This window comes from Massilia sp. BHUDP2 (assembly GCF_046236355.1).
GTDB lineage: Bacteria > Pseudomonadota > Gammaproteobacteria > Burkholderiales > Burkholderiaceae_D > Telluria > Telluria varians.
On the sequence record NZ_JBJUVW010000001.1, the window covers coordinates 2,182,730 to 2,207,461 of the forward strand.

General features: G+C 66.7%; 16 protein-coding genes. 10 read left to right on the forward strand and 6 right to left on the reverse strand.

All coding sequences use genetic code 11. The features are described 5' to 3' along the window. Nucleotides 1–422: 422 nt before the first annotated feature. The 4 genes from ACK6C6_RS09930 to ACK6C6_RS09945 are packed head-to-tail and all read left to right on the forward strand — an operon-like array spanning nt 423 to nt 7,230. Entirely contained in the window at nt 423–2,105 is a 1,683-nt protein-coding gene (locus ACK6C6_RS09930; RefSeq protein WP_409267150.1) for a DUF5597 domain-containing protein, read from the forward strand. Between the two features lie 33 nt (nt 2,106–2,138). Next, nucleotides 2,139–5,018, forward strand: coding sequence for a TIM-barrel domain-containing protein (locus ACK6C6_RS09935; protein ID WP_409267151.1), 2,880 nt, complete (start codon nt 2,139–2,141; stop codon nt 5,016–5,018). Next, complete coding sequence (locus tag ACK6C6_RS09940) at nt 5,015–6,151, forward strand: glycosyl hydrolase (protein WP_409267152.1); 1,137 nt, start codon at nt 5,015–5,017, stop codon at nt 6,149–6,151. The genes ACK6C6_RS09935 and ACK6C6_RS09940 overlap by 4 nt, the downstream gene beginning before the upstream one ends. Further along, nucleotides 6,148–7,230, forward strand: coding sequence for an SGNH/GDSL hydrolase family protein (locus ACK6C6_RS09945; protein WP_209586486.1), 1,083 nt, complete (start codon nt 6,148–6,150; stop codon nt 7,228–7,230). The genes ACK6C6_RS09940 and ACK6C6_RS09945 overlap by 4 nt, the downstream gene beginning before the upstream one ends. Nucleotides 7,231–7,243: 13 nt before the next feature. Here the strand turns inward: ACK6C6_RS09945 and ACK6C6_RS09950 are convergent, their stop codons facing one another. Both ACK6C6_RS09950 and ACK6C6_RS09955 read right to left on the reverse strand, forming a co-directional pair. Continuing rightward, nucleotides 7,244–8,791, reverse strand: a complete 1,548-nt coding sequence (locus ACK6C6_RS09950; RefSeq protein WP_409267153.1) for a tryptophan halogenase family protein — start codon at nt 8,789–8,791, stop codon at nt 7,244–7,246. A 125-nt stretch (nt 8,792–8,916) separates the two neighbouring features. Beyond that, nucleotides 8,917–10,683 (reverse strand): glycoside hydrolase family 9 protein, encoded by a 1,767-nt coding sequence (locus ACK6C6_RS09955; RefSeq protein WP_409267154.1) that lies wholly within the window; start codon nt 10,681–10,683, stop codon nt 8,917–8,919. Nucleotides 10,684–10,869: 186 nt separating this feature from the next. On the opposite strand from ACK6C6_RS09955, the gene ACK6C6_RS09960 reads away from it, so the two are divergent. Together ACK6C6_RS09960 and ACK6C6_RS09965 are read left to right on the forward strand one after the other, a co-directional pair. Beyond that, nucleotides 10,870–13,062, forward strand: a complete 2,193-nt coding sequence (locus tag ACK6C6_RS09960) for an OsmC domain/YcaO domain-containing protein (RefSeq protein ID WP_409267155.1) — start codon at nt 10,870–10,872, stop codon at nt 13,060–13,062. A 95-nt stretch (nt 13,063–13,157) separates the two neighbouring features. Further along, nucleotides 13,158–13,358, forward strand: a complete 201-nt coding sequence (locus ACK6C6_RS09965; protein ID WP_209586490.1) for a hypothetical protein — start codon at nt 13,158–13,160, stop codon at nt 13,356–13,358. Between the two features lie 10 nt (nt 13,359–13,368). Here ACK6C6_RS09965 and ACK6C6_RS09970 read toward each other — a convergent pair whose 3' ends face one another. Next, a complete protein-coding gene (locus tag ACK6C6_RS09970; protein ID WP_409267156.1) occupies nt 13,369–14,103 on the reverse strand; it encodes a DUF1080 domain-containing protein in 735 nt (244 codons plus the stop codon). Between the two features lie 173 nt (nt 14,104–14,276). Here ACK6C6_RS09970 and ACK6C6_RS09975 point away from each other — a divergent pair, with 173 nt between their 5' ends. From ACK6C6_RS09975 to ACK6C6_RS09985, 3 genes are all read left to right on the forward strand, one after another. Beyond that, nucleotides 14,277–15,503: a YeeE/YedE family protein gene (locus tag ACK6C6_RS09975; protein WP_409267157.1), complete on the forward strand. Its 1,227-nt coding sequence runs from the start codon at nt 14,277–14,279 to the stop codon at nt 15,501–15,503. A gap of 98 nt (nt 15,504–15,601) precedes the next feature. Further along, nucleotides 15,602–17,224 carry a phytoene desaturase family protein gene (locus ACK6C6_RS09980; RefSeq protein ID WP_409267158.1) on the forward strand — a complete coding sequence of 541 codons (1,623 nt, stop codon included), beginning with the start codon at nt 15,602–15,604 and terminating at the stop codon, nt 17,222–17,224. Between the two features lie 245 nt (nt 17,225–17,469). Beyond that, on the forward strand, nt 17,470–17,613 hold the full coding sequence (locus tag ACK6C6_RS09985) for a hypothetical protein (protein WP_409267159.1): 144 nt from the start codon (nt 17,470–17,472) through the stop codon (nt 17,611–17,613). A 246-nt stretch (nt 17,614–17,859) separates the two neighbouring features. Here ACK6C6_RS09985 and ACK6C6_RS09990 read toward each other — a convergent pair whose 3' ends face one another. Genes ACK6C6_RS09990 through pelA form a run of 3 tightly spaced genes read right to left on the reverse strand, consistent with a single transcriptional unit; the run spans nt 17,860 to nt 22,032 of the window. Then, on the reverse strand, nt 17,860–19,221 hold the full coding sequence (locus ACK6C6_RS09990; RefSeq protein ID WP_409267160.1) for an oligogalacturonate lyase family protein: 1,362 nt from the start codon (nt 19,219–19,221) through the stop codon (nt 17,860–17,862). Beyond that, entirely contained in the window at nt 19,218–20,633 is a 1,416-nt protein-coding gene (locus tag ACK6C6_RS09995) for a glycoside hydrolase family 105 protein (protein ID WP_409267161.1), read from the reverse strand. The genes ACK6C6_RS09990 and ACK6C6_RS09995 overlap by 4 nt, the downstream gene beginning before the upstream one ends. A 31-nt stretch (nt 20,634–20,664) precedes the next feature. Then, nucleotides 20,665–22,032 (reverse strand): pectate lyase, encoded by a 1,368-nt coding sequence (pelA, locus tag ACK6C6_RS10000; RefSeq protein ID WP_409267162.1) that lies wholly within the window; start codon nt 22,030–22,032, stop codon nt 20,665–20,667. A gap of 212 nt (nt 22,033–22,244) precedes the next feature. Here pelA and ACK6C6_RS10005 point away from each other — a divergent pair, with 212 nt between their 5' ends. After that, the gene (locus tag ACK6C6_RS10005; protein ID WP_409267163.1) at nt 22,245–24,521 is read left to right on the forward strand and encodes a hypothetical protein; all 2,277 of its coding nucleotides are present in this window, start codon (nt 22,245–22,247) and stop codon (nt 24,519–24,521) included. The last annotated feature ends 211 nt before the right edge of the window (nt 24,522–24,732 follow it).

Below are 24,732 nucleotides of genomic sequence, written 5' to 3' on the forward strand. Positions count from 1 at the left end.
GGCTGGCGAATTACCGGAGGGGCGCCATCCGCCGCCAGGCGTTTGTGTCACTGCAATCGATGTCACACCATCTCTACAGTACGCAATAGATTGCGCAAGGTCAAGAAATCGATTTCATGACTTGAGGATTTTTCTTGCGTTTGCTACGCGAATCGTCCCGCGAGCTGCATCCGTCCAGTGAGGTGAGGTCGAATCCAGCTTGACTGAAGCACTCTCTAGCCGGAATACGCATGCTGCTCCTCACTGCTAATCCGGTCGCTGGATAAGTTTTTCCAGGGCAAACAGCGGCAAGCATATCGGTACTGATATGTTAGCGTGAACATTTTGCTTGCAATGCTGTGTACGGCTGACTTACGATGCTGGCACGAATTGCCGACGGAATACCGATTGAGAGGCCCTGCAAGGGTCCGACAGGAGACAGCATGAACCGATTCAGGACGCTGGCAGCAACGCTGGCACTGGCGCAGCTTGTACAGGTGGCGCCGGCGGCAGCAGCCGATTCCGAGCTGCCGCGCTTGGTGGAACGCGAGGGACGCCACGCGCTGCTGGTGGACGGCGCACCATTCCTGATCCTGGGCGGCCAGGCCCACAACTCCAGCAATTACCCGGCAGCCCTGCCCAAGGTCTGGGCCGCGCTGGAGGATGCGCAGGCGAATACGCTGGCGATTCCGGTCGCCTGGGAACAGGTGGAGCCCGAGGAAGGGCGCTACGACTTCAGTTACGTGGATACCCTGGTGGCCCAGGCGAGGGCGCATGGCAAGCGCCTGGTCCTGCTGTGGTTCGGCACCTGGAAGAACACCGGCCCGGCCTATACGCCGGAGTGGGTGAAGTTCGACAACGCGCGCTTCCCGCGCATGCGCGACCAGGAAGGCAAGGCCAGCTACTGCCTGTCGCCCTTCGGCGAAGCCACGCTCGCCGCCGACAGGAAGGCCTTCGTGGCCCTGATGCGCCACCTGCGCGACATCGACGCCGGCAAGCGCACCGTGATCATGGTGCAGGTCGAGAACGAGGTCGGCACCTACGGCCTGGCGCGCGACCATGGGGCCCGCGCCGAAGCGGCGTTCCGCCAGGCGGTACCGGGCGCGGTGCTGGCCCGCCAGCCGGCACCCGCGGGACGCCCGGCACAGGGCAGCTGGAGCGAGGTGTACGGCGACTATGCCGAGCAGTACTTCCACACCTGGGCGATCGCCAGCTACATCGAGGAGATCGCGAAAGCCGGGCGCGCCGTCTACGACCTGCCGATGTTCGTCAACAATGCGCTGCGCGAGCCGGGCCAGCCGGGCCTGCCGGGCCAGCTTGACCAGCTGCCCCCACCGTGGAAAGGCGACTTCGCCAGCGGCGGCCCGACCTGGGACGTGCTCGGCATCTACAAGGCTGCCGCGCCCCACATCGATTTCGCCGCGCCCGACATCTACATGCCGGAGTCCGGCAAGGTGGGCGCCGTGCTGGAAAGCTTCCAGCGTCCGGACAATGCCTTGCTGGTGGCGGAGATGGGCAATGCCGCCACTTATGCGCGCTACGTCTGGCAGATCGTCGGCAAGGGCGCGCTCGGCGTCGTGCCGTTCGGGATCGACTACGCCAGCTACAGCAACTATCCGCTCGGCTCGAAGCACACGGACCGTCGCATGGTCGAGCCCTTCGCCCAGGTGTATGCGGCCTTTGCGCCGATGTCGCGCCTGTGGGCGCGCTGGGCCTTCGAGGGCCGCACCCAAGGCGTGGCGGAGGGCGACGACCGGGCGCCGCAAATCCTCGCCCTGGACGGGTGGAAGGCCACGGTGTCCTTCCGCGAATTCCAGTTCGGCGAGCGCCAATACCTGCGCGACAAGAACGAATACGCCGAGGGCACGGAACTGCCCGGCGGCGGCGTGGCGATCGCGCAGATCGGGCCCGCCGAGTTCGTGCTGGTCGGCCAGCGCGCACGCGTGAAACTGTCCTCCGCGGGCGACAAGCCGGCGATGTACGCGCGGGTGGAGGAGGGGCGCTTCGACGCCGCCGGCAAGTGGATCATGGAACGCAACTGGAACGGCGACCAGACCGATTACGGCCTGAACCTGCCGGCTTTGCCTACCGTGCTGAAGGTCAGGATGGGCACCTACCAACCTTGACCGAAATAAAAAACGATCACCAGGAGACCCGCAATGCAAATCACCCGAATGGCGAGCGCCGTCCTGCTGCTGTGCGCAGCCACCCAAGCCCTCGCCGGCAGTTACCAGAAGACCGCCACCGGCATCGAGGTCATGCCAGACCGCGGCGCCGCCAAGCTGGTGCGCCTGAACCTGATGAGCGACAACATCATCCAGGTCGTGAAGTTCGATGCGCCCGGCAAGGCGCTCACGCCTTCCTTGATGACGGTCGCCACCCCCTGCGCCTGTACCTTCACCGTGAATGCCACCCGGGCCGGCAAGGACGAGGCGGTGCTGCTCAAGGCGGGAAGGATTTCCGCCACGGTGTCGCTGAAGGACGGGCGCGTGGCCTTCTTCGACGCGGCGGGCAAGCCGATCCTGCAGCAGGACGCCGAGAGCATGAAGCCGGTCACGGTGGGCGGCAAGCCGTTCTTCGCGATCAAGCAGGGCTTCAACCACGGCACCCGCGACGCCTATTACGGCCTGGGCCAGCACCAGAACTCGCAGATGAACTACAACGGCGAAGACGTGCTGCTGGCCCAGCACAACATGATCGCCTCGGTGCCTTTCGTGGTCTCGGACAAGAACTACGGCCTGCTGTGGGATAACAACAGCATCTCGCGCTTCGGCGACGCCACGCCCTACGCCTGGATGTCGCGCGACCTGGTCCTGCGCGACGCCGAAGGCAAGCCCGGCGGGCTGACCGCCCGCTACTACGTCGACGGCAAGCTGGCGCTCACCCGCAAGGAAAAGGACATCGCCTATCAATACCTGAAGGACGTGGCGGAGAACTGGCCCAAGGAGCTGCCGCCGCTCAAGGATCTCAAGGACGCGCGCGTGGTCTGGGAAGGCAGCCTGACAAGCGACAAGCCCGGCGTGCACAAGATGCAGCTGTACTCGTCCGACTACGCGCGCCTGTCCATCGACGGCAAGGAAGTGATGGACGTCTGGCGCATGGGCTGGAACCCGTGGTACCACAACTTCGAGGTCAAGTTCGAGAAGAACAAGCCGGTCAAGCTGCACCTCGACTGGAAGGTGTCGAGCGGGATGATCGCCATCACGCACAACAACCCGCTGCCGCAGCCAGAGCGCCATTCGCTCACGATGTCTTCGGAAATCGCCGAGGCGATCAACTACTACGTCATCAGCGCGGACAGCATGGACCGGGTGATCGCCGGTTACCGCCACCTGACCGGGCAGCAGCCGATGATGCCGAAATGGGCCTACGGCTACTGGCAGTCGCGCCAGCGCTACGAGACCCAGCAGCAGCTGCTCGACACCGTGGCGGAATACCGCAAGCGCGGCTGGCCGCTGGATAACATCGTGCAGGACTGGTTCTACTGGCCGGAAGACGGCTGGGGCTCGCACGACTGGGACAAGAAGCGCTTCCCGGACCCGAAGGGCATGGTCGATGCAGTGCACAAGCAGAACGCGCGCATCATGCTCTCCATCTGGGGCAAGTTCTACGCCAATACCGACAACTACAAGGAACTGGCGGCCAAGGGCCATATGTGGACCAGGAACGTCGAGAACGGCGACCTCGACTGGGTCGGCCCGGGCTACAAGAACAGCCACTACGACCCGTACACGAAGGAAGCGCGCGACATCTACTACCGTCAGATGAAGCACAAGCTGGTCGACCTGGGCTTCGACGCCTGGTGGATGGACAATACCGAGCCCGACATTCTGTCGAACGCGCGCCTGGAAGACTTCAAGCAGCTGATCGGCCCGACCGTCTACGGCGCCGGCGAAATCACCTTCAACCCCTATAGCCTGGTGCACTCGGAGGGCTTCGCCGAGAACCTGCGGCGCGACCAGCCGGACAAGCGCCAGTTCATCCTGTCGCGTTCGGGCTTTGCCGGCATCCAGCGCAATTCGGTGGCGGTGTGGAGCGGCGACATCGTCGGCCGCTGGAACAACCTGGCCGACCAGATCGCCTCCGGCGTCAACTTCTCGATGTCGGGCATCCCCAACTGGACCCACGACATCGGCGGCTATGCCCAGGAGACGCGCTTCCAGGTCGGCGATGTCGGCTCGGCCCAGGAAAACCGCGCGACCGGCACCAAACAGGCCGATCCGGAAGACATGAAAGAATGGCGCGAGCTGAACCTGCGCTGGTTCCAGTTCGGCGCCTTCTCGCCGCTGTTCCGCTCGCACGGCGAGGTGGTCAAGCGCGAAATCTACAACATCGCGGCCGGCGACGACAGCATGCGCGACGCCATGGTCGGCTACCTGAAGCTGCGCTACCGCCTGATGCCCTATATTTATACGATGGCGGCCGACACCCACTACCACTCGGGCACGATGATGCGCGGCCTGGTGATGGACTTCCCGCATGACGACCGGGTAAAGAACATCAAGGACCAGTACATGTTCGGCCCCAGCCTGATGGTGGCGCCGGTCACCAGCTACGGCGCGCGCTCGCGCCAAGTCTACCTGCCGCAGGGCAGCGACTGGGTCGACTTCGATACCGGAGAACGCCACAAGGGCGGCAATACCATCACCGTGCAGGCGCCGCGCGAGCGTATCCCGCTGTTCCTGCGCGCGGGCGCCGTGATCGCGACCGGGCCGGTCACCCAGTACGTGGACGAGAAGCCGGATGCGCCGCTGGTGCTGCAGGTGGTTGCCGGCGCCGACGGCCAGGCCAGCCTGTACGAGGACGACGGCGTCACCAACGCCTACGCGCGCGGCGAGTACAGCCGCATCCCGTTCACCTATGACGACCGCAACGGCGTAGTCACCATCGGCGCGCGCGTGGGTCAGTACAAGGGCATGCCGGTGAAACGCGACATCCGCGTGCGCGTGCTGCGTCCGGGCACCGCGGCTGCGAGCAACCTGGATGCCTACGACAAGTCGGTCAGCTACGATGGCCGCCCGGTGACCATCAAGCTGTGACGGCGCGCAGGAAGCTGCTCAAGGGGCTGGCCGCGCTGTGCGCATCGGCGGCCAGCCCCTTGACGCTCGCGGCGAGCAGGGCGCCGGCGCTGGCGGACCCGCAGGCCAGCGCCCATGCGCAGGCCGTGCATGCCTGGCTGCACGGCATCTGGGGCCGGCAAGTCATCGCCGGCCAGCAGGACCTGACATGGGACGACGGCGTCGACATGGCGCAGCGGGTGTTCGACGACACCGGCAAGTATCCAGCCTTGATGGGTTACGACTTCATGAACACCGGGATGCGGGGGCCGACGACCTCCGGCCTGCGCCAGGTGGAGGAAGCGATCGCCTTCGCCCGGCGCGGCGGCCTGGTGAGTTTCTGCTGGCACTGGCGCGACCCGGCGCTGCTCGGGACCGAAGGCCGCAACCGGGCCAACTTCTACGTCCGCGAGCCGGATCCGGCCAGGAATACCGCTTTCACCATTCCGATGGCAGGTGGCAGGCTGGATACGGCCAGCCCGGCCTGGCGCCAGATCGACGAGGGCATTGACCTGGTCGCGGCGAAGCTGAAAAAGCTGGCCGACGCCGGCGTCACCGTGTTGTGGCGTCCGCTGCATGAAGCCGCCGGCCACCAGGGCGACGGCTGGTTCTGGTGGGGCCGCGCGCGCAGCGACGGCGAGTCGCCTGCCCGGGCCTGCATCCTGCTGTGGCGTCATATGTTTGACCGTTTGGTAAAAAACCACGGGCTGCACAACCTGATCTGGGTGTGGAACGGGCAGGACGAAGCCTGGTACCCGGGCGACGACGTGGTCGACATCGTCGGCTGGGACATCTACGACGACAGCGACGGCAAGCGCTACGGGGCCCAGGCCGCCGCCTACCGCCGCGCGCTGGCGATCGGCCGCGGCGCCAGGCCGGTGGCGCTCACCGAAACGAGTTACATCCCCGATCCCGACAAGATGCTGGCGGAAGGGGCGCCCTGGCTCTGGTTCACGGTCTGGAACGACGCCAGGGCCGGCGCCGGGGTGCGCGACAAGAGCAACTTCTGGTCGGGCGACTATTACAATACGGCCGAGCACAAGAACAAGGTTTACCACCATCCGAAGGTCATCACGCTGGACAAGCTCCCGGCATTCCTGAAAGCGCCACAATGAAACGTCTTACTCTTCCACTCGCCCTCGCGGCCATGCTGCACGCCGGCCTGGCGACGGCGGCCACGCCGGTCGCGCCGAGCGACGCGAAACTGCAGTACACCGGCCGCATCGACTTCGCGCAGGCGGACGCGCCGGTGATCTCCTGGCCGAATACCTCGATCGCGGGCCGTTTCACCGGCACCTCGTTCGCCATCAAGCTGGACGACGAACGTGGCCGGAACTACTTCAACGTATTCCTGGACGGCGACCTGTCGGCGCCCCTGGTCATCGAAGCAAAGCAGGGCGAGGCGACCTATGTCGTGGCGCAGAAGCTCGCGCCCGGCAGCCACAGCTTCCTGATCACCAAGCGCACCGAGGGAGAAGAGGGCGCAACAAGGTTCCGCGGCCTGGAACTCGACGACGGCGCCGGGCTGCTGCCGCCCGGGCCGCGGCCCAAGCGCCGGATCGAGTTCTTCGGCGACTCGATCACCAGCGGCATGGGCAACGAGGGCGCGCTCAACGGCCGCGACGACGCCGGCAAGGACAAGAACAGCTTCCTGTCCTATGCGGCGATCGCCGCCAGGCAGCTCAAGGCCGAGATGCACATGACCTCGCAGAGCGGCATCGGCGTGATGATCAGCTGGTTCCCGTTCACCATGCCGGACTTCTACGACCAGCTGAGCGCCGTCGGCGACAACGACAGCCGCTGGGATTTCTCGCGCTGGACGCCGGACGTGGTGGTGGTCAACCTGCTGCAGAACGACAGCTGGCTGATCGGCCGCGACCACAAGCTGCAGCCGGAGCCGAACGATGCCCAACGCGTCGAGGCCTACAAGCAGTTCGTGCAGCGCATCCGCCGCCTCTACCCGCAGGCCTACATCGTGTGCGCGCTGGGCAGCATGGACGCGACCCGGCCCGGTTCACCCTGGCCGGGCTATGTCACGGCGGCCGTGGAGAGGATGCGCAAGGAGAACGGCGACAAGCGCATCGACACCCTGTTCTTCGAGCATACGGGTTATGGCCAGCATCCGCGGGTGCACCACCACCAGGCCAATGCAGCGAAGCTGACTGCATTGGTCCGCGCGCGGATGGGCTGGTAAGGGCAGGGACCGCTCAGGCGGCGCGCGGGCTGGCTGCCCCCAGCTGGCTCGCGCGAAGTTGCTCGGCGATATAGGCGTCATGCGTCGGCATTCGGTCCACGGCCTGCACGATCATGTCGCGCACGCCCGCGAAATGCCCATGCACCTCGCGGATGTCCACCGCATCCACGAAAGGATCGTAACGCTTCGGCACCGCGCCCAATCCCATCAGCATGGCCACGAAGGACGGCTCGGCGAAGCCGTGCGGGTCCAGGATCGTGACGCGCCCTGTCTCGCGGAACAGCTCGATCTGGTGGCGAATCGTGTCGGGAATCGGCATGTTGGCGCAGTAGCGCCAGAATTCCGAATCGTCGCGCTCCGTCAGCTTGTAGTGCAGGACGATGAAGTCGCGTACCGATTCGTAGCGCACGCCCATGTAGCGGTTGAACTCGTCGGCCAGTTCGGGACGGCAGTCGCGGTCCGGGAACAGCTCGACCAGCTTGCCGACCGCGGTCTCGATCAGGCTGATGCTGGTCGATTCCAGGGGCTCGACGAAGCCGGCGGACAAGCCCACCGCGACGCAGTTCTTGGTCCATGCCTTGCGCCTGCGCCCGGTGACGAAGCGTAGCTGGCGCGGCTCGTCGAGCGCGGAGCCGTCGAGGGAGTCGAGCAGTAGCTCGCGTGCCCGCTCGTCGCTGGTGAAGGCGTTGCTGTAGACGTGGCCGTTGCCGGTGCGGTGCTGCAGCGGGATACGCCAGATCCAGCCCGCTTCCTTGGCGGTGGAGCGGGTATAGGGCGTGAGCGTGGGCGCACTGGCGCAGGGTACGGCGAGCGCGCTATTGCAGGGTAGCTGCTCGCTCCAGTCCTCGTAGCCGGCCTTCAATGCCCCCTCGATCAGCAAGCCCCGGAATCCCGAGCAGTCGACGAACAGGTCGCCCTCGATCCGGCGGCCGTCGCGCAGCTTGACCGCCGTGATGAAGCCGCTCTCCGGATGCTGTTCAACTTCCACCACCGTGCCCTCGAGGCGCTGCGCACCGTGCGCCACGGCGTAGTCGCGCAGGTAGTTCGCGTACAGGCCGGCGTCGAAATGGTAGCCGTAGGAATACGCGTCGGTGATCGAGGGCGTGCCCTTGTGCGGCGGCACGAATTTGTTCTTGCGCGCCATGATCGAGGACACCGACCAGCTCTCCAGCGCCGGCATGTTGTCGAACTGCGTGGACATGCGCAGCCAGAACAAGTGCGACGGATGGCGGTCGAGCGAGGGGCCGAAATCGCCGAAGCCGTGGAAGAAGCGGTTGCCGAGGTGGCCCCAGTCCTTGAACTCGATGCCGAGCTTGTAGCTGGCCTTGGTGCGCCGTACGAAGTCGTCGGCGTCGAGGCCCAGTGCGGCATTGTAGTAGCGGATGGTCGGCAAGGTCGCTTCGCCGACCCCGATGGTGCCGATGTCGGGCGACTCCACCAGGATCACCTCGCAGGGGGCGTCGGGGCGGCGCGCCAGGCGCTGCGCCAGCGGGGCCGCCGCCATCCAGCCGGCGGTGCCCCCGCCCACGATCACGATCCGGCGGATCGGCTTGTCATTCATTCTGTCTCCTGTCTTTTCTGTCGTAGGTATGCGTAAGGCGTGCATACGACAGGCAGTGTAGAGCAGGTTCCGATTGCCAGGCAACAGAAATGTTTGCGCCTAACAATCGGTGTTGCTGCGCCGTTTCAGCGCTGCAGCGACTCCATTGCCGCCGCCACGTAGACCAGCGGCGCGTTCCAGTTGATCGCGATCTCGTTGCTGGCGTAGCTGCACACGTGGTCGATATAGGACAGGGCCGGCAGCTTCGACGGATAGGGGACCGGGCAATCCTTCGCGTCCTGCTGGCCCGGGTTGGGACCGCCCACCAGCATGCCCGGCACCGGCGCCTTGACGCCGTCCGCCTCGGAGGGGCGGTGGTGCGGGTGCATCGGCGAACGGGCGCCGAAGCCGGTGACGAAGGACATGCCGGGACCGTTACGGCCGAGCACGTAATCGAGCGCCGACTGCGCCGCGTTCAGGTAGTCCGGCCGCGGCTCGACGCGGTAGGCCGCTACCAGCATCATGGCCTGGTTCAGGATGGTCGAGCTGCTACCCCAGACGAAATCCTTGGCACCCATGGTGACGCGGTAGGGCGAAGCGCGCCAGCGCTCGACCAGCCGGTCGCCGAGCTCCAGCAGCTGCTTGCGCACGGGGGCGGCGTCCACGCCCGCCGGCAGGCGCCCGGCGTGCTGGGCGAGCGAGATCCAGCCCAGCATGCCGACGTCGGCCCAGCCCGGCTCGGTGCCCTTGGCGGCATCCCCCGCATGGGCAAAGGCGCGGCTGCGGTACTCGCTGTTGCCGGTAGCGATCAGGAGCTCGGCGGCGGCCCAGGCGAATTCGTCCTCGGCGCTCTTGTCGCCGTAAGCGCCGGTCTGGATGTCGGCCGGCTGCTCATACAAGACCTTCGGGTTGGCCTCGGCCCAGCGCCAGGCCTGTTCGGCCGCGGCCAGGTAGCGCGCCGAGCGCCCCGGCTGCTGGCTGTCGAAGGGTTTCAGCACGCGGCTGGCGGCTGCCATCACCGCCGCGAAGTCGAGCGTGGCCGTGGTGGTCTTCTGCACCACGTAGCGTGGCGCAGTCGCCTTCTCGGGCATGACCATGCCGTCGAAGACCTTGTTGGTCAGCTTGTGGTAGACCCCGCCGTCGTTCGGGTCCTGCATGGTGAGCATCCAGTCGAGGTTCCACAGCGTCTCGTTGAGGATGTCGGGCAGGCCGTTGCCGGATTCCGGCAGGTTCAGGGGCAGCTTGGCGAACCACTCGGGGAAGTGCTCGTAGGCAGCCAGCAGGGTGTAGGTGCTGATGCCCGAATTGACGATGTACTTGTTATAGTCGCCGGCGTCGTACCAGCCCTTCGGACTCGAGATAACGGTGCCGGCGGGACGCGCTTTCGATGCGGCCGAGGCATGCACCAGCACCCGGGTGTCCGGGTGCGCCAGCGGGCGCGCGTAAGGGCCGGCGATGGCCGGCGTCAGGGCGATGCCGGTGCGGTTCAGGGTAAAGTTGCGGATCGCCGCGATGTCGAGCTCACGGTAGACGCCGGGCTGGATGGTGAAGGGCGCCGAGTCCGGCAGGCCGGCGACGCGCAGGCGGTAGCTGCCGGGCGTGCGCAGGGCCGTGAAGTCGGCCAGGCGCACCCGCTCGCCGGACGCATCCCAGGTGGCGGCCCCGCCCAGGCTGCCCTCGAACACCTGCTTGCCGCTGGCGGCTTCCACCACGGCGAAGCGCGCCTGCGCGTCGGCCGGCACCACCGCCAGCTTTTGCGCGGCCGGCAGGTAGCCTATCTGGTTCAGCTTGACGCTCGCCACCGGGCCGTCGGCATACGCGCTCCCGGCCAACAGGAGCGCGGCGCAGGCAGCGGCCAGGCGCAGCGGGGGCAGGGATAGGGGAGTGCCGGACTGTGGCGCAGGGTGGTGCATGCTGTCTCCTGATATTGTTGTGAAATCGATTTCATAATACCGTCGTGTATCCCGCAACGTCAACGTCGATTGCGCGCACTTCGAACGTCGCGGATAATGTCGGTAAAGGCCCTGTTCTTACAGGGCCTTGTTATTTGGATGGTCGGCGTTGGCCATGTTATTTCAAGCAGGTGTGAAGGATTTATTATGGAAATCAAGGTCAACTTTCTCGACAAGCTTCGCCTGGAAGCGAAATTCGACGACTTTACGGTCATCGCCGACCAACCCATCCGCTACAAGGGCGATGGCTCCGCGCCCGGGCCTTTCGACTATTTCCTGGCCTCGTCGGCCTTGTGCGCGGCCTATTTCGTCAAGCTCTACTGCAATACCCGGAATATCCCGACCGAGAATATCCGCCTGTCGCAGAATAATATTGTCGATCCTGAAAACCGCTACAAGCAGATCTTCAAGATCCAGGTCGAGCTGCCGGCCGATATCTCCGACAAGGACCGCCAGGGCATCCTGCGCTCGATCGAGCGCTGCACCGTGAAAAAGGTGGTCCAGCAGGGACCGGAATTCGTGATCGAAGAGGTGGACAACCTCGACGCCGACGCCCAGGCGCTGCTGACCCTGCAGCCGGATGCCGCTGCGCAGACCTACATCCCCGGCAAGGACCTGCCGCTGGAGCAGACCATCGCCAACATGTCGGGCATGCTGGCCAGCTGGGGCATCAAGATCGAGATCGCCTCGTGGCGCAATATCGTGCCGAATGTCTGGTCGCTGCATATCCGCGACGCGCATTCGCCGATGTGCTTCACCAACGGCAAGGGCGCGACCAAGGAAAGCGCGCTGGCCTCGGCCCTGGGCGAATACATCGAACGCCTGAACAACAACCACTTCTACGCCGGCGTGTTCTGGGGCGAGGATATCGCCAACGCGCCTTTCGTCCATTATCCGAACGAGCGCTGGTTCAAGCCCGGCCCGGACGATGCGGTGCCAGGCGAGATCCTCGACGAGTATTGCCTGGGCATCTACGATCCGGACGGCGAACTGCGCGGTTCGCACCTGATCGATACCAATTCCGGCAACGTGGAGCGCGGCATTGTGTCGCTGCCCTTTGTCCGGCATTCGGATGGCGAAACCGTGTACTTCCCGTCCAACCTGGTCGAAAACCTCTACGCCAGCAACGGCATGAGCGCCGGCAATACCCTGGTCGAAGCCCAGGTACAGTGCCTGTCCGAGATCTTCGAGCGCGCCGTCAAGCGCGAGATCCTGGAAGGCGAGATCGCGCTGCCGGACGTGCCCCAGGAAGTCCTGGCCAAATACCCCGGCATCCTGGCCGGCATCCAGGGCCTGGAAGAGCAGGGCTTCCCCGTGCTGGTCAAGGATGCCTCGCTGGGCGGCACCTACCCGGTGATGTGCGTCACCCTGATGAACCCGCGCACCGGCGGCGTGTTCGCCTCCTTCGGCGCGCACCCGAGCTTCGAGGTGGCGCTCGAGCGCAGCCTGACCGAACTGCTGCAGGGCCGCAGCTTCGAGGGCCTGAACGACCTGCCGCAGCCGACCTTCGCCAGCGAGGCCGTCACCGAGCCCTATAACTTCGTCGAGCACTTCATCGATTCGAGCGGCGTGGTGTCGTGGCGCTTCTTCAGCGCCAGGGCCGACTACGACTTCGTCGAGTGGGACTTTTCAGGCCAGGGCCAGGATTCCAATGCCGAGGAAGCCGCGACCCTGCTCAGGATCCTGACGGACATGGGCAAGGAGGTCTACACGGCGGTGTACGACCAGCTGGGCAGCAATGCCTGCCGCATCCTGGTGCCCGGCTACTCGGAGATCTATCCGGTGGAAGACCTGGTCTGGGACAACACCAACAAGAGCCTGCTGTTCCGGGAAGACATCCTGAACCTGCACCGCCTCGACGACGACGCGCTGGCGGCCCTGCTCGAGCGCCTGGAGAACAACGAGCTGGACGAGTATTCGGACATCGCCAGCCTGATCGGCATCGAGTTCGACGAGAACACGGAATGGGGTCAGCTGACGGTGCTCGAGCTGCGCCTCTTGATCAACCTGGCCCTGCAGCGCTTCGAGGATGCGCAGGAACTGGTCGGCGCCTTCCTGCAGTACAACGACAACACCGTCGAGCGCCGCCTGTTCTACCAGGCGGTGAACGTGGTGCTGGAGGTGGTGCTCGACGACGAGCTGGAGCTGGAGGACTACGTCGCCAATTTCCGCCGCATGTACGGCAATGCGCGGATGGACGCGGTGCTCGGCTCGGTGGACGGCAGCGTGCGCTTCTCCGGCCTGACCCCGACCAGCATGAAGCTGGAAGGCCTCGAGCGGCACCAGCGCCTGATCGACAGCTATCGCAAGTTGCACAAGGCACGCGCCGCCGCTACTTAGGCTCCCGCGCACACGCATTGTGCGCTGCATTTGCAGGCGGGCTGGTCGAAGAGTATGCTGGACTTACAACAGACATGCATACAACGGAGACAATCATGAAACTTCGACTGGCAACCCCTGCCTTTGCGAGCCGCTTCCATGGTCCCTTGCGTTTCGGCCGCGCCTGGCGCGGTCACGAACTGGCGCTACGCCTCGTGCAACTGGCCGTGCTGGTCGTGGTCGGGGCGATCGGCGCGAAGCTCATGGCCGATGGCGTGGCCTTCCTGATCGGGTCGGTCGCAGGCCTAGTGTCCTGAGCCGCGGCCGTCAGAGCGGCCGCACCCAGATATTCCGAAAGCTGACCGCGTCGCCGTGGTCCTGCAGCATGATCGGTGCGGGTCCATGCTTGCGGTAGGCCGGCTTGCCGACGTACACGGTTTCGCCCTGCAGGGCGACGTGGTTCTGCACCAGCACGCCGTTATGCAGAGCGGTCACGTAGGCCGGCGATACCAGGGAGCCATCTGCGGCAAAGCGCGGCGCGGTCCAGATCACGTCATAGCGTTGCCACTCTCCCGGCGCGGCGCAGGCGTTCACCAGCGGGATGTGCTGCTTGTACATGCTCGCGGCCTGACCGTTGGCATAGGTCTTGTTGTCGGCGCAGTCGAGGATCTGGATCTCGTAGCCGCTGCCCTTGCCCGTTGAAGCGAGGAACAGGCCGCTGTTGCCGCGGGCCTGCCCAGTGCCGCTGAGCGTCGTGGGCACGCGCCATTCGAGGTGGATCTGGTAGTCGGTGAACAGGCGCCTGGTCTGGATGTCGCCGCTGCCGCCGCGGACGGTGAAGCTGCCGCCGGCGACGGTCCAGCCGGCAGGCTGGTCGGGCGCCGCCGCCGACACCCATTCGCGCAGGTCTTTCCCGTCGAACAGCACGATCGCGTCTGACGGCGCCGACGCCGGGGAGCCGGGGGTGACGCGCCCGGGCTCCGGCGCCCACACCTCGGTCGCCTTGGGATCCGGCTGCTGCTCGGCGGCAAACGATGGAAGAAGCAGAAATAGTCCGGCCACCGCTATGCTCAATTGTGCAATCATCGCTCGTCCCCATGCATAAAGTGGGGAGCAGCATAGCATGCGGTGCGGCAATGTTCGCCCACGAGGCCAGTCGAAGCTGGCGCAGTCCCTGCAGAAGCCGCGAAAACGCGCGACAATGGCAGGTTTCCTGACTCCGTCATCGATTCGCCATGTCCGGTTCTGCGTCCCTGTCCTCCCTGTCTCCTCGTCCGCGCGCGGACATCAACCTGAAGCCCTTCGCCGTCTCGCTCCTGCTCATCGCAGCGGGTTGCTGGTACCTGGCGCAGGCCGCCGGCTGGCGCCAGTCCGCGCTGTATGCCGTCGGCGCGCTGCTCGGCGTCACGCTGTACCACGCGGCATTCGGCTTCACCTCGGCATGGCGGGTGTTCATCGCCGACGGGCGCGGCGCCGGCCTGCGCGCGCAGATGCTCATGCTCGCGCTCGGCGTGCTGCTGTTCTTCCCGGTGCTCTCCAGCGGCACCCTTTTCGGCGCCCCGGTCACCGGCCTGGTGTCGCCCGCCGGCACCTCGGTCATTGTCGGCGCTTTCATCTTCGGCATCGGCATGCAGCTCGGCGGCGGCTGTGCCTCCGGCACCCTGTACACGGTCGGCGGCGGCAGCACGCGCATGCTGGTGACGCTGGCCGCCTTCATCGCCGGCTCGGTGATCGCCACCGCGCACATGCCGTTCTGGACCGCACAGCCGCAGCTTGCGCCGCTCTCGCTGGTGAACGCGCTGGGCTTGGTTCCCGCGCTGCTGCTGAACCTGGCCGTGTTCGCGCTGATCGCCGCCATCACGGTGGCGGTCGAGAAGCGCCGCCACGGACGGCTGGTCACGCCGCAGCCGCAGAAAGCAAACGGCCCGCGCTGGCTGCACGGCCCCTGGCCCCTGGTGGCCGGCGCCGTCGCGCTGGTGGTCCTGAATTTCGCGACCCTGGCCCTGGCCGGACGCCCCTGGGGCGTGACCTCGGCCTTCGCCCTGTGGGGCGCGAAGACCCTGGCGGCGGTCGGCGTCGACGTTGCCAGCTGGCCCTACTGGTCGACCAAGGCCAACGCCGCCGCATTGGCAGCGCCGCTCTGGCGCGACGTCACGTCCGTGATGGACATCGGGATCGTGCTGGGCGCGATGCTGGCCGCGGCGCTCGCCGGCCGCTATGCCCCGGTATGGCGCCTGCCCCTGCGCTCGCTGGTCGCGGCGGTGGTCGGCGGCCTGCTGCTCGGCTATGGCGCTCGCCTGGCCTACGGCTGCAATATCGGCGCCTATTTCAGCGGCATCCTGTCCGGCAGCGTGCATGGCTGGCTCTGGCTTGTCGCCGCGTTCGCCGGCAACGTGTTCGGGACGCGCCTGCGTCCGCTGTTCGGCCTCGAAGTCGAGCGCGTGAAACCGAGCGCCTGCTGAGGGAGCATCCTTCGATACGCGCCAAACCCCCGCATCTTTACGAGGTGCATCTGTCCGGCCCTTGGGACATAATGCACTTGAAAACGGGGAGACGGCAGATGCGCGACGCGATCATCATCGGGGGCGGCCATAACGGCCTGGTATGCGCCTTTTACCTGGCCCGTGCCGGCCTGAAGGTCACGGTACTGGAGCGGCGCACGGTGGTCGGCGGCGCCGCGGTCACGGAAGAATTCCACCCCGGTTTCCGTAACTCGGTCGCCGCCTACACGGTGTCGCTGCTCAACCCCAAGGTGATCGAGGACATGGACCTGGCCGGACACGGCCTGCGCATCGTCGAACGGCCGCTGTCGAACTTCCTCCCGCTCGACGACACCCGTTACCTGAAGCTCGGCGCCGGCATGACCGCCCTGGAGGTCGCCAAATTCTCGCAGCGTGACGCCGACCGCCTCGAGGATTACAGCCGGCACCTGGACAGCGCGGCCGACCTGCTGCGCGAACTGGTGCTGCAGACTCCGCCGAACCGGGTGCAGGGCAGCTGGCTCACCGCCTTGCCCGAGCTGATCAAGGCCGGCAAGCTGGGCAACCGGATGCGCGGGCTGTCGCTCGCTACCCAGCGCGAGCTGCTCGACCTGTTCACCAAGTCGGCCGGCGACTACCTGGACGGCTGGTTCGAGAGCGCCCCGATCAAGGCGGCCTATGGCTTCGACAGCGTGGTGGGCAACTACGCCAGTCCCTACACGCCCGGTTCCGCCTACGTGCTGCTGCACCACGTGTTCGGCGAGGTCAACGGCAAGAAGGGCGCCTGGGGCCATGCGATCGGCGGCATGGGCGCCATCACGCAGGCGATGGCCAGGGCCGCGCAGGCGCAAGGCGTGGAGATCCGCACCGGGTGCGCGGTGGAAGAGGTGTTGCTGGACAAGGGGCGGGCCTGCGGCGTCGTCACCGCAGGCGGCGAGCGTGTCGATGCCCGGGTGGTCGTGTCGAACCTGAATCCGCGCTTGCTGTACACCCGGCTGGTCGATCCGGGCGCGCTGCCGGGCGACTTCCTGCGGCGCATGCAGGCCTGGCGCTGCGGTTCCGGCACCTTCCGCATGAACGTGGCGCTGTCGGAGCTGCCGAGCTTCAGCTGCCTGCCGGGCACGCAAGCCGCCGAGCACCACGGCAGCGGCATCATCATCGCGCCGAGCCTGCAGTACATGGAGCGTGCCTACCATGACGCGCGCGCCCACGGCTGGTCGCGCGAACCCATCGTCGAGCTCCTGATTCCGTCCACGCTGGACGCGGGCCTGGCGCCGCCAGGCCAGCACGTGGCCAGCCTATTCTGCCAGCACGTGGCGCCGCAGCTGCCGGCCGGCGCCAGCTGGGACGCGCATCGCGAGGAGGTGGCCGACCTGATGATCGCTACCGTCGACCGCTATGCGCCCAACTTCAGGCGCTCGGTACTGGGCCGCCAGATAATGACCCCGCTGGACCTGGAACGGACCTTCGGCCTGGTGGGCGGCGACATCTTCCACGGCGCGCTGGGACTCGACCAGCTGTTCGCGGCGCGACCGATGCTGGGCCATGCCGATTACCGCGGCCCCGTAGCCGGCTTGTACACCTGCGGCTCGGGGACCCATCCAGGCGGAGGCGTCACCGGTGCCCCTGGCCACAATGCGGCGCGCGAGGTGCTGCGCGATCTCGCGCGCGGCCGCCGACCGGCCCTGGAGGCGGTCCGGTAAGGTCCGGATCGCATTAGGGAGCCGCTCTCGAAGGCTTGCGCCTGGAGACGCGGCCGCAGGAGTACGCGACTGAGATATCCGGGAACGCCGCCAGGGGTATGCCCGGGCGTGATAACACGGATCAGTCCACCCAGTTGAAATATATATTTTTGTTATGGCCGAGATCTGGAATCGCAATTGGACTAATTTCTCTGTTGCTCTTATCCTGCGTTCATTGCCATCGCATCAGTTCAAAAGGATTCCATATGAACGCCGCTACCATCGACTCGATCCGTCCTGACACCAGCAACACCTTGCGCAAGCTGATGGCTACCCTGGGAAGGACGCTGTACCGCGCACTCGAATTCGCCGGCAAGCCCTACACCGTGGGTGGCGCCTACTACCTGTAAGCAAGCCGGGTTGCCGCGTCCGCCGGCCCAGTGAGGACACTTCAATGGCCTGGCCTCGCGCTATCTGCCCAATTATCGCGGCTGGCAGTGGGCGGTCGACGGACGTCGTATCGGAACGGCGGAGGTGATGCTGCGAATAGCGCTGGGTAGGTTCAACATCGAACGGTGACAGCGCCGTAAAAAAAGTGCGCCCCGCGGGGCGCACCAAAGGAGACTGCGCTCCTCGCGCAGTGATGAAACCTCCGATCAGGGCGGCGACGCGTCCACCGCGTACACGTGCTGCGCCCCATGCATGTTCGATGCGAACACCAGCCACTTGCCGTCCGGCGTGAAGCGCAGGTTGGGCTCGAGCCGGTAGTCGTGGGCGGACAGGTCGACCAGCCGCGTCGACTTGAACTTTTCTACCGTGATCAAGCTGTCGTCATAGGACGCCAGGTCGGCGTCGACGATGTCTTCCGCCTGCAACAGCTGAATCCACTTGCCGTCGGCGGCGTGCGCCACCATGTCGGCGTCGCCGCCGTCGCTGGCGAAGGTCTTGTTGTCCGGGGCGATGTTGAAGTGCACGCCCCATTCGTTCGCTTCCAGGCGCTTCCAGATGCGCCGGCCGGTCGCCAGCTCCAGGCCCGCGACCCAGAACACCTGGCCGCGCGGGGTCTGCAGGTCGTACCACAGCCACTTGCCGTCATGGCTGAAGAATTCGTGGCCCCAAATCTCGAAGTTCATGGTGCGCGTGTGGACGCTGCGTAGCCCGCTGCCGTCCGCATGGATCAGCTTGATGCGGTCGACGCGGTGCCACGGCCCCTCCATGCAGAAGCGGATCAGCTTCGGGTCGGTCGGCGAAAACTGGGCGTGGCCGATCCATTCCTCGGTCTGGTACAGCACCTTGCGCTCGCCGCTCTTCAGGTCGATCGTGAACAGCTCCGCCGGCACCCGCGCCGACCAGCGCTCGAGCATGCGCACGCCCTTGGCCTTGGCAAAATTCAGCGGCTTGCCGTCGGGTCCGAGCGCCGCGTATTCGGTATTGCCGAACTTGGCGATGCTGGCCGCATCCTTGGGCTGCAGCGGCTTGGCGCCGTAGGCGACCTGGCCCAGCAGCAGCGTGTCGTCGGCGTTCGATGCGGTCACGCCGCCGGCCGCGATGCGGGCCAGCTTGCGCACCTTCCTGGTGTCGACGTGGACGGCATAGATGGTCTTCGGACGGTCGGCCGCTTCGCCCGGGCCGGGATCCGTCACCGAATAGACCGCTTCGCGCGTGGTGCGCAGCATGAACAGCAGGTCGTTCTCGCGGCCGGGCGCCAGCAGCGTGGTCTTCCAGTCCTTCAGGCGCACCCCCATGATCCCCGATGGCGACTTGATCACCATGACGTCGCCTTCGGGCGTGTAGGCATGGCGGTAGAAATACAGCACGCCCGAGCCGGCTTCTTCCGAAATGCGCACGACCCGGCGGCCGGTCTTCGGGTCGGTGAATTCCTTCGGAATCGGTCCGCTGAAGGGCTTCGATGCGGCGGGCGCCGGGGCCGGCGCCTGGGCGGAAGCGATCCCCAGCGGCAGCAGGGCGGAGGCGCCCCACAGGCTTTTCAGTACGGTACGGCGGCGGATAGGGCTCATTTGCTGCTCCTTGCGGGTGTCTTGAGGGTGGCCGGGTCGTAGGCGAGCGCGCGGGTGGCGCGCATTTCCTGTTCGCGCCGGGCCTTCTCGGCCTCGCCGACGATGGTTTTCGGCGGCGGCGGGGTCGGTGTGGTGGCCGCGATGGTCGCCTCGTCGTCGCGCGCCGGCGCCGGCTCGGGCAGCGCCTGCACCGGGCCGTGCAGGTCCATCACCTCCAGGCCGGCCAGCAGGAAGGCGCCGGTGGCGTAGGGGCCGACGTCGTCCGCGCGGGTCGGCACCGGCCGGTCGCCGGTCTTCTGCGCGGCGCCGACCAGGCCGTTCGGCAGGACCTGGCGATTCAAGGCGGCCCAGCCCCGGGTGACCGCGGGCAGGTAAGTCTGGCGGTCCAGCAGGCCGTGGTTGATGCCCCAGGCCAGTGCGTAGACGAAGAAGCCGGAGCCCGAGGTTTCCGCTTCCGGGAAGCTGTCCGGGTCGTTCATGTCGCTGCGCCACAGGCCGTCCGGCTGCTGCAGTTCATGGATGCGGCTGGCCATCTTGCGGAAGATGTCGGTATAGAAGCTGCGTCCCTCGAAGCCGGCCGGCATCGATTCCAGCGTGCGCGCCAGGCCGCCCATGACCCAGCCGTTGCCGCGCGCCCAGTAGATCGGCTTGCCGCCGGCGCCCAGGTGGTCGCGGTCCTTGAAGCGCTCGTCGCGCAGGAACAGGCGGTCCTGTTCCACCCACAGGCGGGCCGCGGTGCGGCGCCATTCCTTGTCCATCGCCTGCAGGTACTTCCGGTCGCCGCTCAGGCTGGCCTGGCGCGCCAGCACCGGCGGCGCCATGAACAGGGCGTCGCACCACCACCAGACCAGGGTCGGCGTTTCCTGCTGGCGGTTCAGGTGCGGCAGCATGAAGTCGAGGCGCTGCTGCAGCGGCATGATGGTGCCGACCTGGCCGCGGCGCGCATACAGTTCCTGGTACAGGTCGCCGATGGCGACTTCGTCGGCATTGAGCAGGGTCCGTTCGGAACGGGCGCCGCGCAGCGAATAATTGTAGTGTTCGGCGGTGGCGGTGAGAAAGCGCAGCACTTCGCGGTTCTGCGTCACCCGGGCCAGGCGCGCCGCGCCGACGTAGAAGGTGGCGGCGACCCAGTTCGAGGAGATCTCCGACAAGTTGGAGCCGGTCGCCATCTGGATCGGACGGCGGCTCATGTCGGCGATCTGCGACATGGCCACGTAGTCGAGCACCGGCAGCACCGCGGCGCGGCTGGGCAGCCTGCCGGGATCGACATCCATGGCGGGACGGGGCGGCGGCGTGAGCCAGCTGGCTTCGATGCCTGCCACCTGGGACGGCTCGGCGGCAAGCGCGGGCAGGGCCAGCAGGCAGGACAGCGCGCCCAGCAGGGCGGCCTTGCGTAGGACGGGATAGGTCATCGATGGGTATCCTGGTAACTGGTCGCTCGGATCAAGGCTTGCCGCTGACGTTCTGTGCGTTTTCCAGCGCTGCGGCGCCGCGTGCGCTCACGGCGAGCTTGCCCGTGCGCGACCATTCGGCATACGCGTCGAGCGCCTTCTGCGGTGCATTGGTGTACCAGGAGTAGCCGTTGCGGCGGCCCTTCGAGATGAAATTGACGTCGTCGTGGATCGACTTGTCGCGATCGCCGAAGATCGGCTTGCCGGTCTGGATGTCATAGTTGCGCGACCAGATCGGGCCCGCGCCCGGCCGGTCGACCAGCTTGCGGCCTTCTTCCTCGCTCAGCTTGGTGAAGGCCTTGCCATAGATGGCGCTGGCCTTCAGCCAGGCGATGCCGGCCTCGATCGCGGCGCGGATCTCCGGCGTCTGCTCGGGCTGGCGCATCAGGAACATCAGCACTTCGGCGCTTTCGGCGCTGGCCAGCGAGCGCATCTCGTAGTTGCGCGCGGAGATGGGTTTGAGGGTGATGGCGTCGGCCTGCTGTGGCCACACCGTCTTCTTGCCGCTCACGAGCACCTGGGCGTCGAGGATCGGGCGGACCGCACGGGCGCTGGCGGCGCCGGCCTGCTGGCGCAGCGCTTGCGGCACGAAGGCGAAGTCCGGGTGGCCCTCGGCGATGTCTTCCAGGATCATCGCGGCTTCGGCGACGGCATTGTCGTTGAAGGTGATCCCGTCATGGAAGCCTCCCTCGAGCGGATAGTTCTGCGGCCAGCCGCCGTTCGGGTACTGTGCCATCAGGAGGTACTGGACACCCTTGACGATGCTGGCGCGGTAGGCATCGCCTTCCTTGCCGGGCGCCTGCGCCTGCACCCGGCCGAGGAAGCGCATCTCGGTGGTCGTCGCGCCATTGTCGAGCGTGCCCACGAAGGTCCAGAAGCGGTCCTGCGGAACGTCGAAATTGGTCGGGTCGGCCACCATGGTCTCGGCATCGTTGGCATAGCGCTGGCCGCGCAGGCGCGGCGGCTTGCTGCGGTCCTGGTTCTTGCTCCAGCCGCCGGACGGGGTCTGGAAGCTGACGATGGTGTCGGCGATGGCGCGCGCGTCAGGCGTTGCGTACCAGCCAGCCTCGTTATTCAGCGGCATCTTGCCGCTGCCGGCGGTCGGCGCCGGCGGGGCGGTTTCGCCGGCCTTGAGCTCGGCAGCCAGGGTGTCGCGATCATACTGCCGCTGCTTCTCCGAGCGGGCGATGTACGCGGCCCAGGCGGCGCGCTGCGCGGCCGGCAGCTCCGCGAGGCGTTCCAGGCTGACCTGCGGCGCGGGCGTGTTGGTGCCGATCACCGTGGCGTGGACGGGCGTGGCGGATGCGGCGAGCGCGAGACACACGGCGCCCAGCAGGGCCGTCCCTTTGGTAGTTTTCATGCTGTCTCCATCGTTGGTGTTATTCAAGGCTGTGCGGCCTTGTTAGGACTATGACTGTTGACGCGCCGATTTCCTCGGCCTTCCAAGGCAAAAACAGAAAACGCGCACGCGGATGATTGAATGGGTGCGCCGCGCATGGAAAGCGTCGCTTTTTGCTGTCGCGTATGGTTGAATTTCCCGCCATTACAATCAATGAAGGGGAGTTCACCACCATGGGCCCGATACTGTTTTCCCGCCGCCGCATGATGCTCACCGCCGCTGCGGCCGGCGCGGCCCTCGCCATACCGGGCATCGCGCCGGCCCAAGACCGTATCGACCGCAAGGCCCTGGTCACGCGCCACAACCCGCTGCTGCGTCAGGTCGATCCGCACGCGCCGCTCATGCTGGGCAACGGGAACATCGGCTTCACCGCCGACATCACCGGCCTGCAGACCTTCACCGAAGCCTACAGCAAGATCGCGCCGCTCTTGATTGAAGCGCAATGGGCCTGGCACAGCTTCCCGAATCCGGAAGGCCACACGGTGCGCGACACCCAGGTCGAGATCGCGGTCGGCGGCCACACCCGCCGCTACGGCTACATCCAGGACTGGGCCGACGCCGCGAAGAACCCGGCAGTGGCCTGGATCCGCGAGAACCCGCACCGCTTCTCCCTGGGCCGGCTGGCGCTCGACCTGCGCGCGCGCGACGGCTCGCCCGCACGCTTCGACGACATCCGCGACACGCAGCAGACGCTGGACCTGTGGACCGGGACGCTCACCAGCCGTTTCGTTTACGACGGCGTGCCGGTCAAGGTCGTCACCCGCGTGCTGCCGGGCCAGGACACCATCATGGCCGAGCTCAGCTCGGCGCTGCTGGCGCAGGGCCGCCTGGCCGTGGCGGTACGCTTCCCGGGCGTGTCGAAGACGCTCAATCCCGATCCATCGGACTGGAGCAATCCCGGCGCCCACAGTACGAGCGCGCTGTCGCGCAAGGCCGGCGAGCTGCGCCTGCGGCGCCAGGTCGACGCGACCACCTACCACGCGGCCATCGGCGCACCTGGCGCGAGCATCGAAGAGAATGGCCCGCATGCCTACCGGGTGGCGACCAAGGCAACCTCCTTGAGCGTGATGCTGCAGTTCTCGGAGCAGGCTGGCCCCGCGCTGCCCACCCCGGCCGCAGGCGCCGCGGCCGTCGCGCGCCACTGGACCGCCTACTGGACCCAGGGCGGCATGGTCGATTTCTCGGGCTCCACCGACCCGCGCGCCGCGGAACTGGAACGCCGCGTGATCCTGTCGCAGTACCTGATGGCGGTGAACGCCGCCGGCAGCTTCGCACCCCAGGAAGAAGGCCTGTTCTCGAACAGCTGGAACGGCAAGTCGCACCTCGAGATGCATCCCTGGCACGCGGCCCACTTCGCCCTGTGGGGCCGGCCACAGCTGCTGGAGCGCAGCCTGGGCTGGTACGTGGGCTTCCTCCCGAAGGCCAGGGCGAGGGCGCAGGAGCAGGGCATCCAGGGCGCCTGGTGGCCGAAGATGATCGGCCCGGACGGGGTCGACAGCCCGTCCAAGGTCTCGCCCTTCATCATGTGGCAGCAGCCGCACCCGATCTACATGAGCGAACTCTTGTTCCGCGCCGGCGGCGGGCCGCGTGTGCTGAAGGCCTACGGCGAACTGGTCGAGGAGACCGCGAACCTGCTGGCCTCTTTCCCCCGGATCGACGAGGCGAGCGGCAAGCTGCGCCTCGGCCCGCCGATCATCCCGGTGCAGGAGAACTTCGCGCCGCTCGGCACCTTCGATCCGGCCTTCGAAGTCGCCTATTACCGCTGGGGCATCGAGACGGCGCAGGCCTGGCGCGAGCGCGCCGGCAAGCCCCGCCGCGCCGACTGGGACGCGCTGCTGGCGAAGTGGCCCGCGCTGCCGCAAAAGGATGGCCTCTACCTGCCGGTGCGTTCCGCGCCGGATTTCTGGGACCAGGCGGCCGGCAGCTGCCGCGCCAACGCGATCGATGACCGCTGCCAGAACCGCGACCACATGTCCTTCCTGATGCCGCTCGGCTGGCTGCCCGGCCGCGACGTCGACCGGGCGACCATGCGCGCCACGCTCGACCGCATGAAGCGCGACTGGGACCTGCGCCAGACCTGGGGCTGGGATTATCCGATGATGGCCATGACCGCCGCCCGCCTGGGCGCGCCGCAGGAAGCGGTCGACTGGCTGTTCTTCGACGCCCGCAACAACCAGTTCGGGAGAAGCGGCATGACGCCGCGCGTGCACCTGGACGCTCATGCCGCCCACTTCGTGCCGACCGCCACCGGAGCCGGCGCCCAGACGGGTGCCGGTCCGGACGGCCCCGGCTACCAGCGCGCCGCCGAGACCTACTTCCCGTCGAACGGCGGCCTGCTGCTCGCGGTGGCCCTGATGGCGGGCGGCTGGGATGGGCAGAGCGGCAACGCGCCCGGCTTCCCGAAAACCGGGTGGAAGGTGAAAGTGGAGGGCATCCTCCCGTCGTTGTGACCCGTAGGGTGGACGGCTTCACCCGGCTATGCGATCAGCCGGCAGCGCTGCCGCCGCCCACGCGTTCAACGAGAATGTGAATCGTCGATCTCTCTGATCGAGAGGGAGTTGACCGCGTGGGCGGCATTGAAGTCGCGTGTCTTTCCATTTCAAGGTGTAGCCGCCCACCCTACAAAAAACCGTCACCCCGCTTGCGCGGGGTGACGGTTTT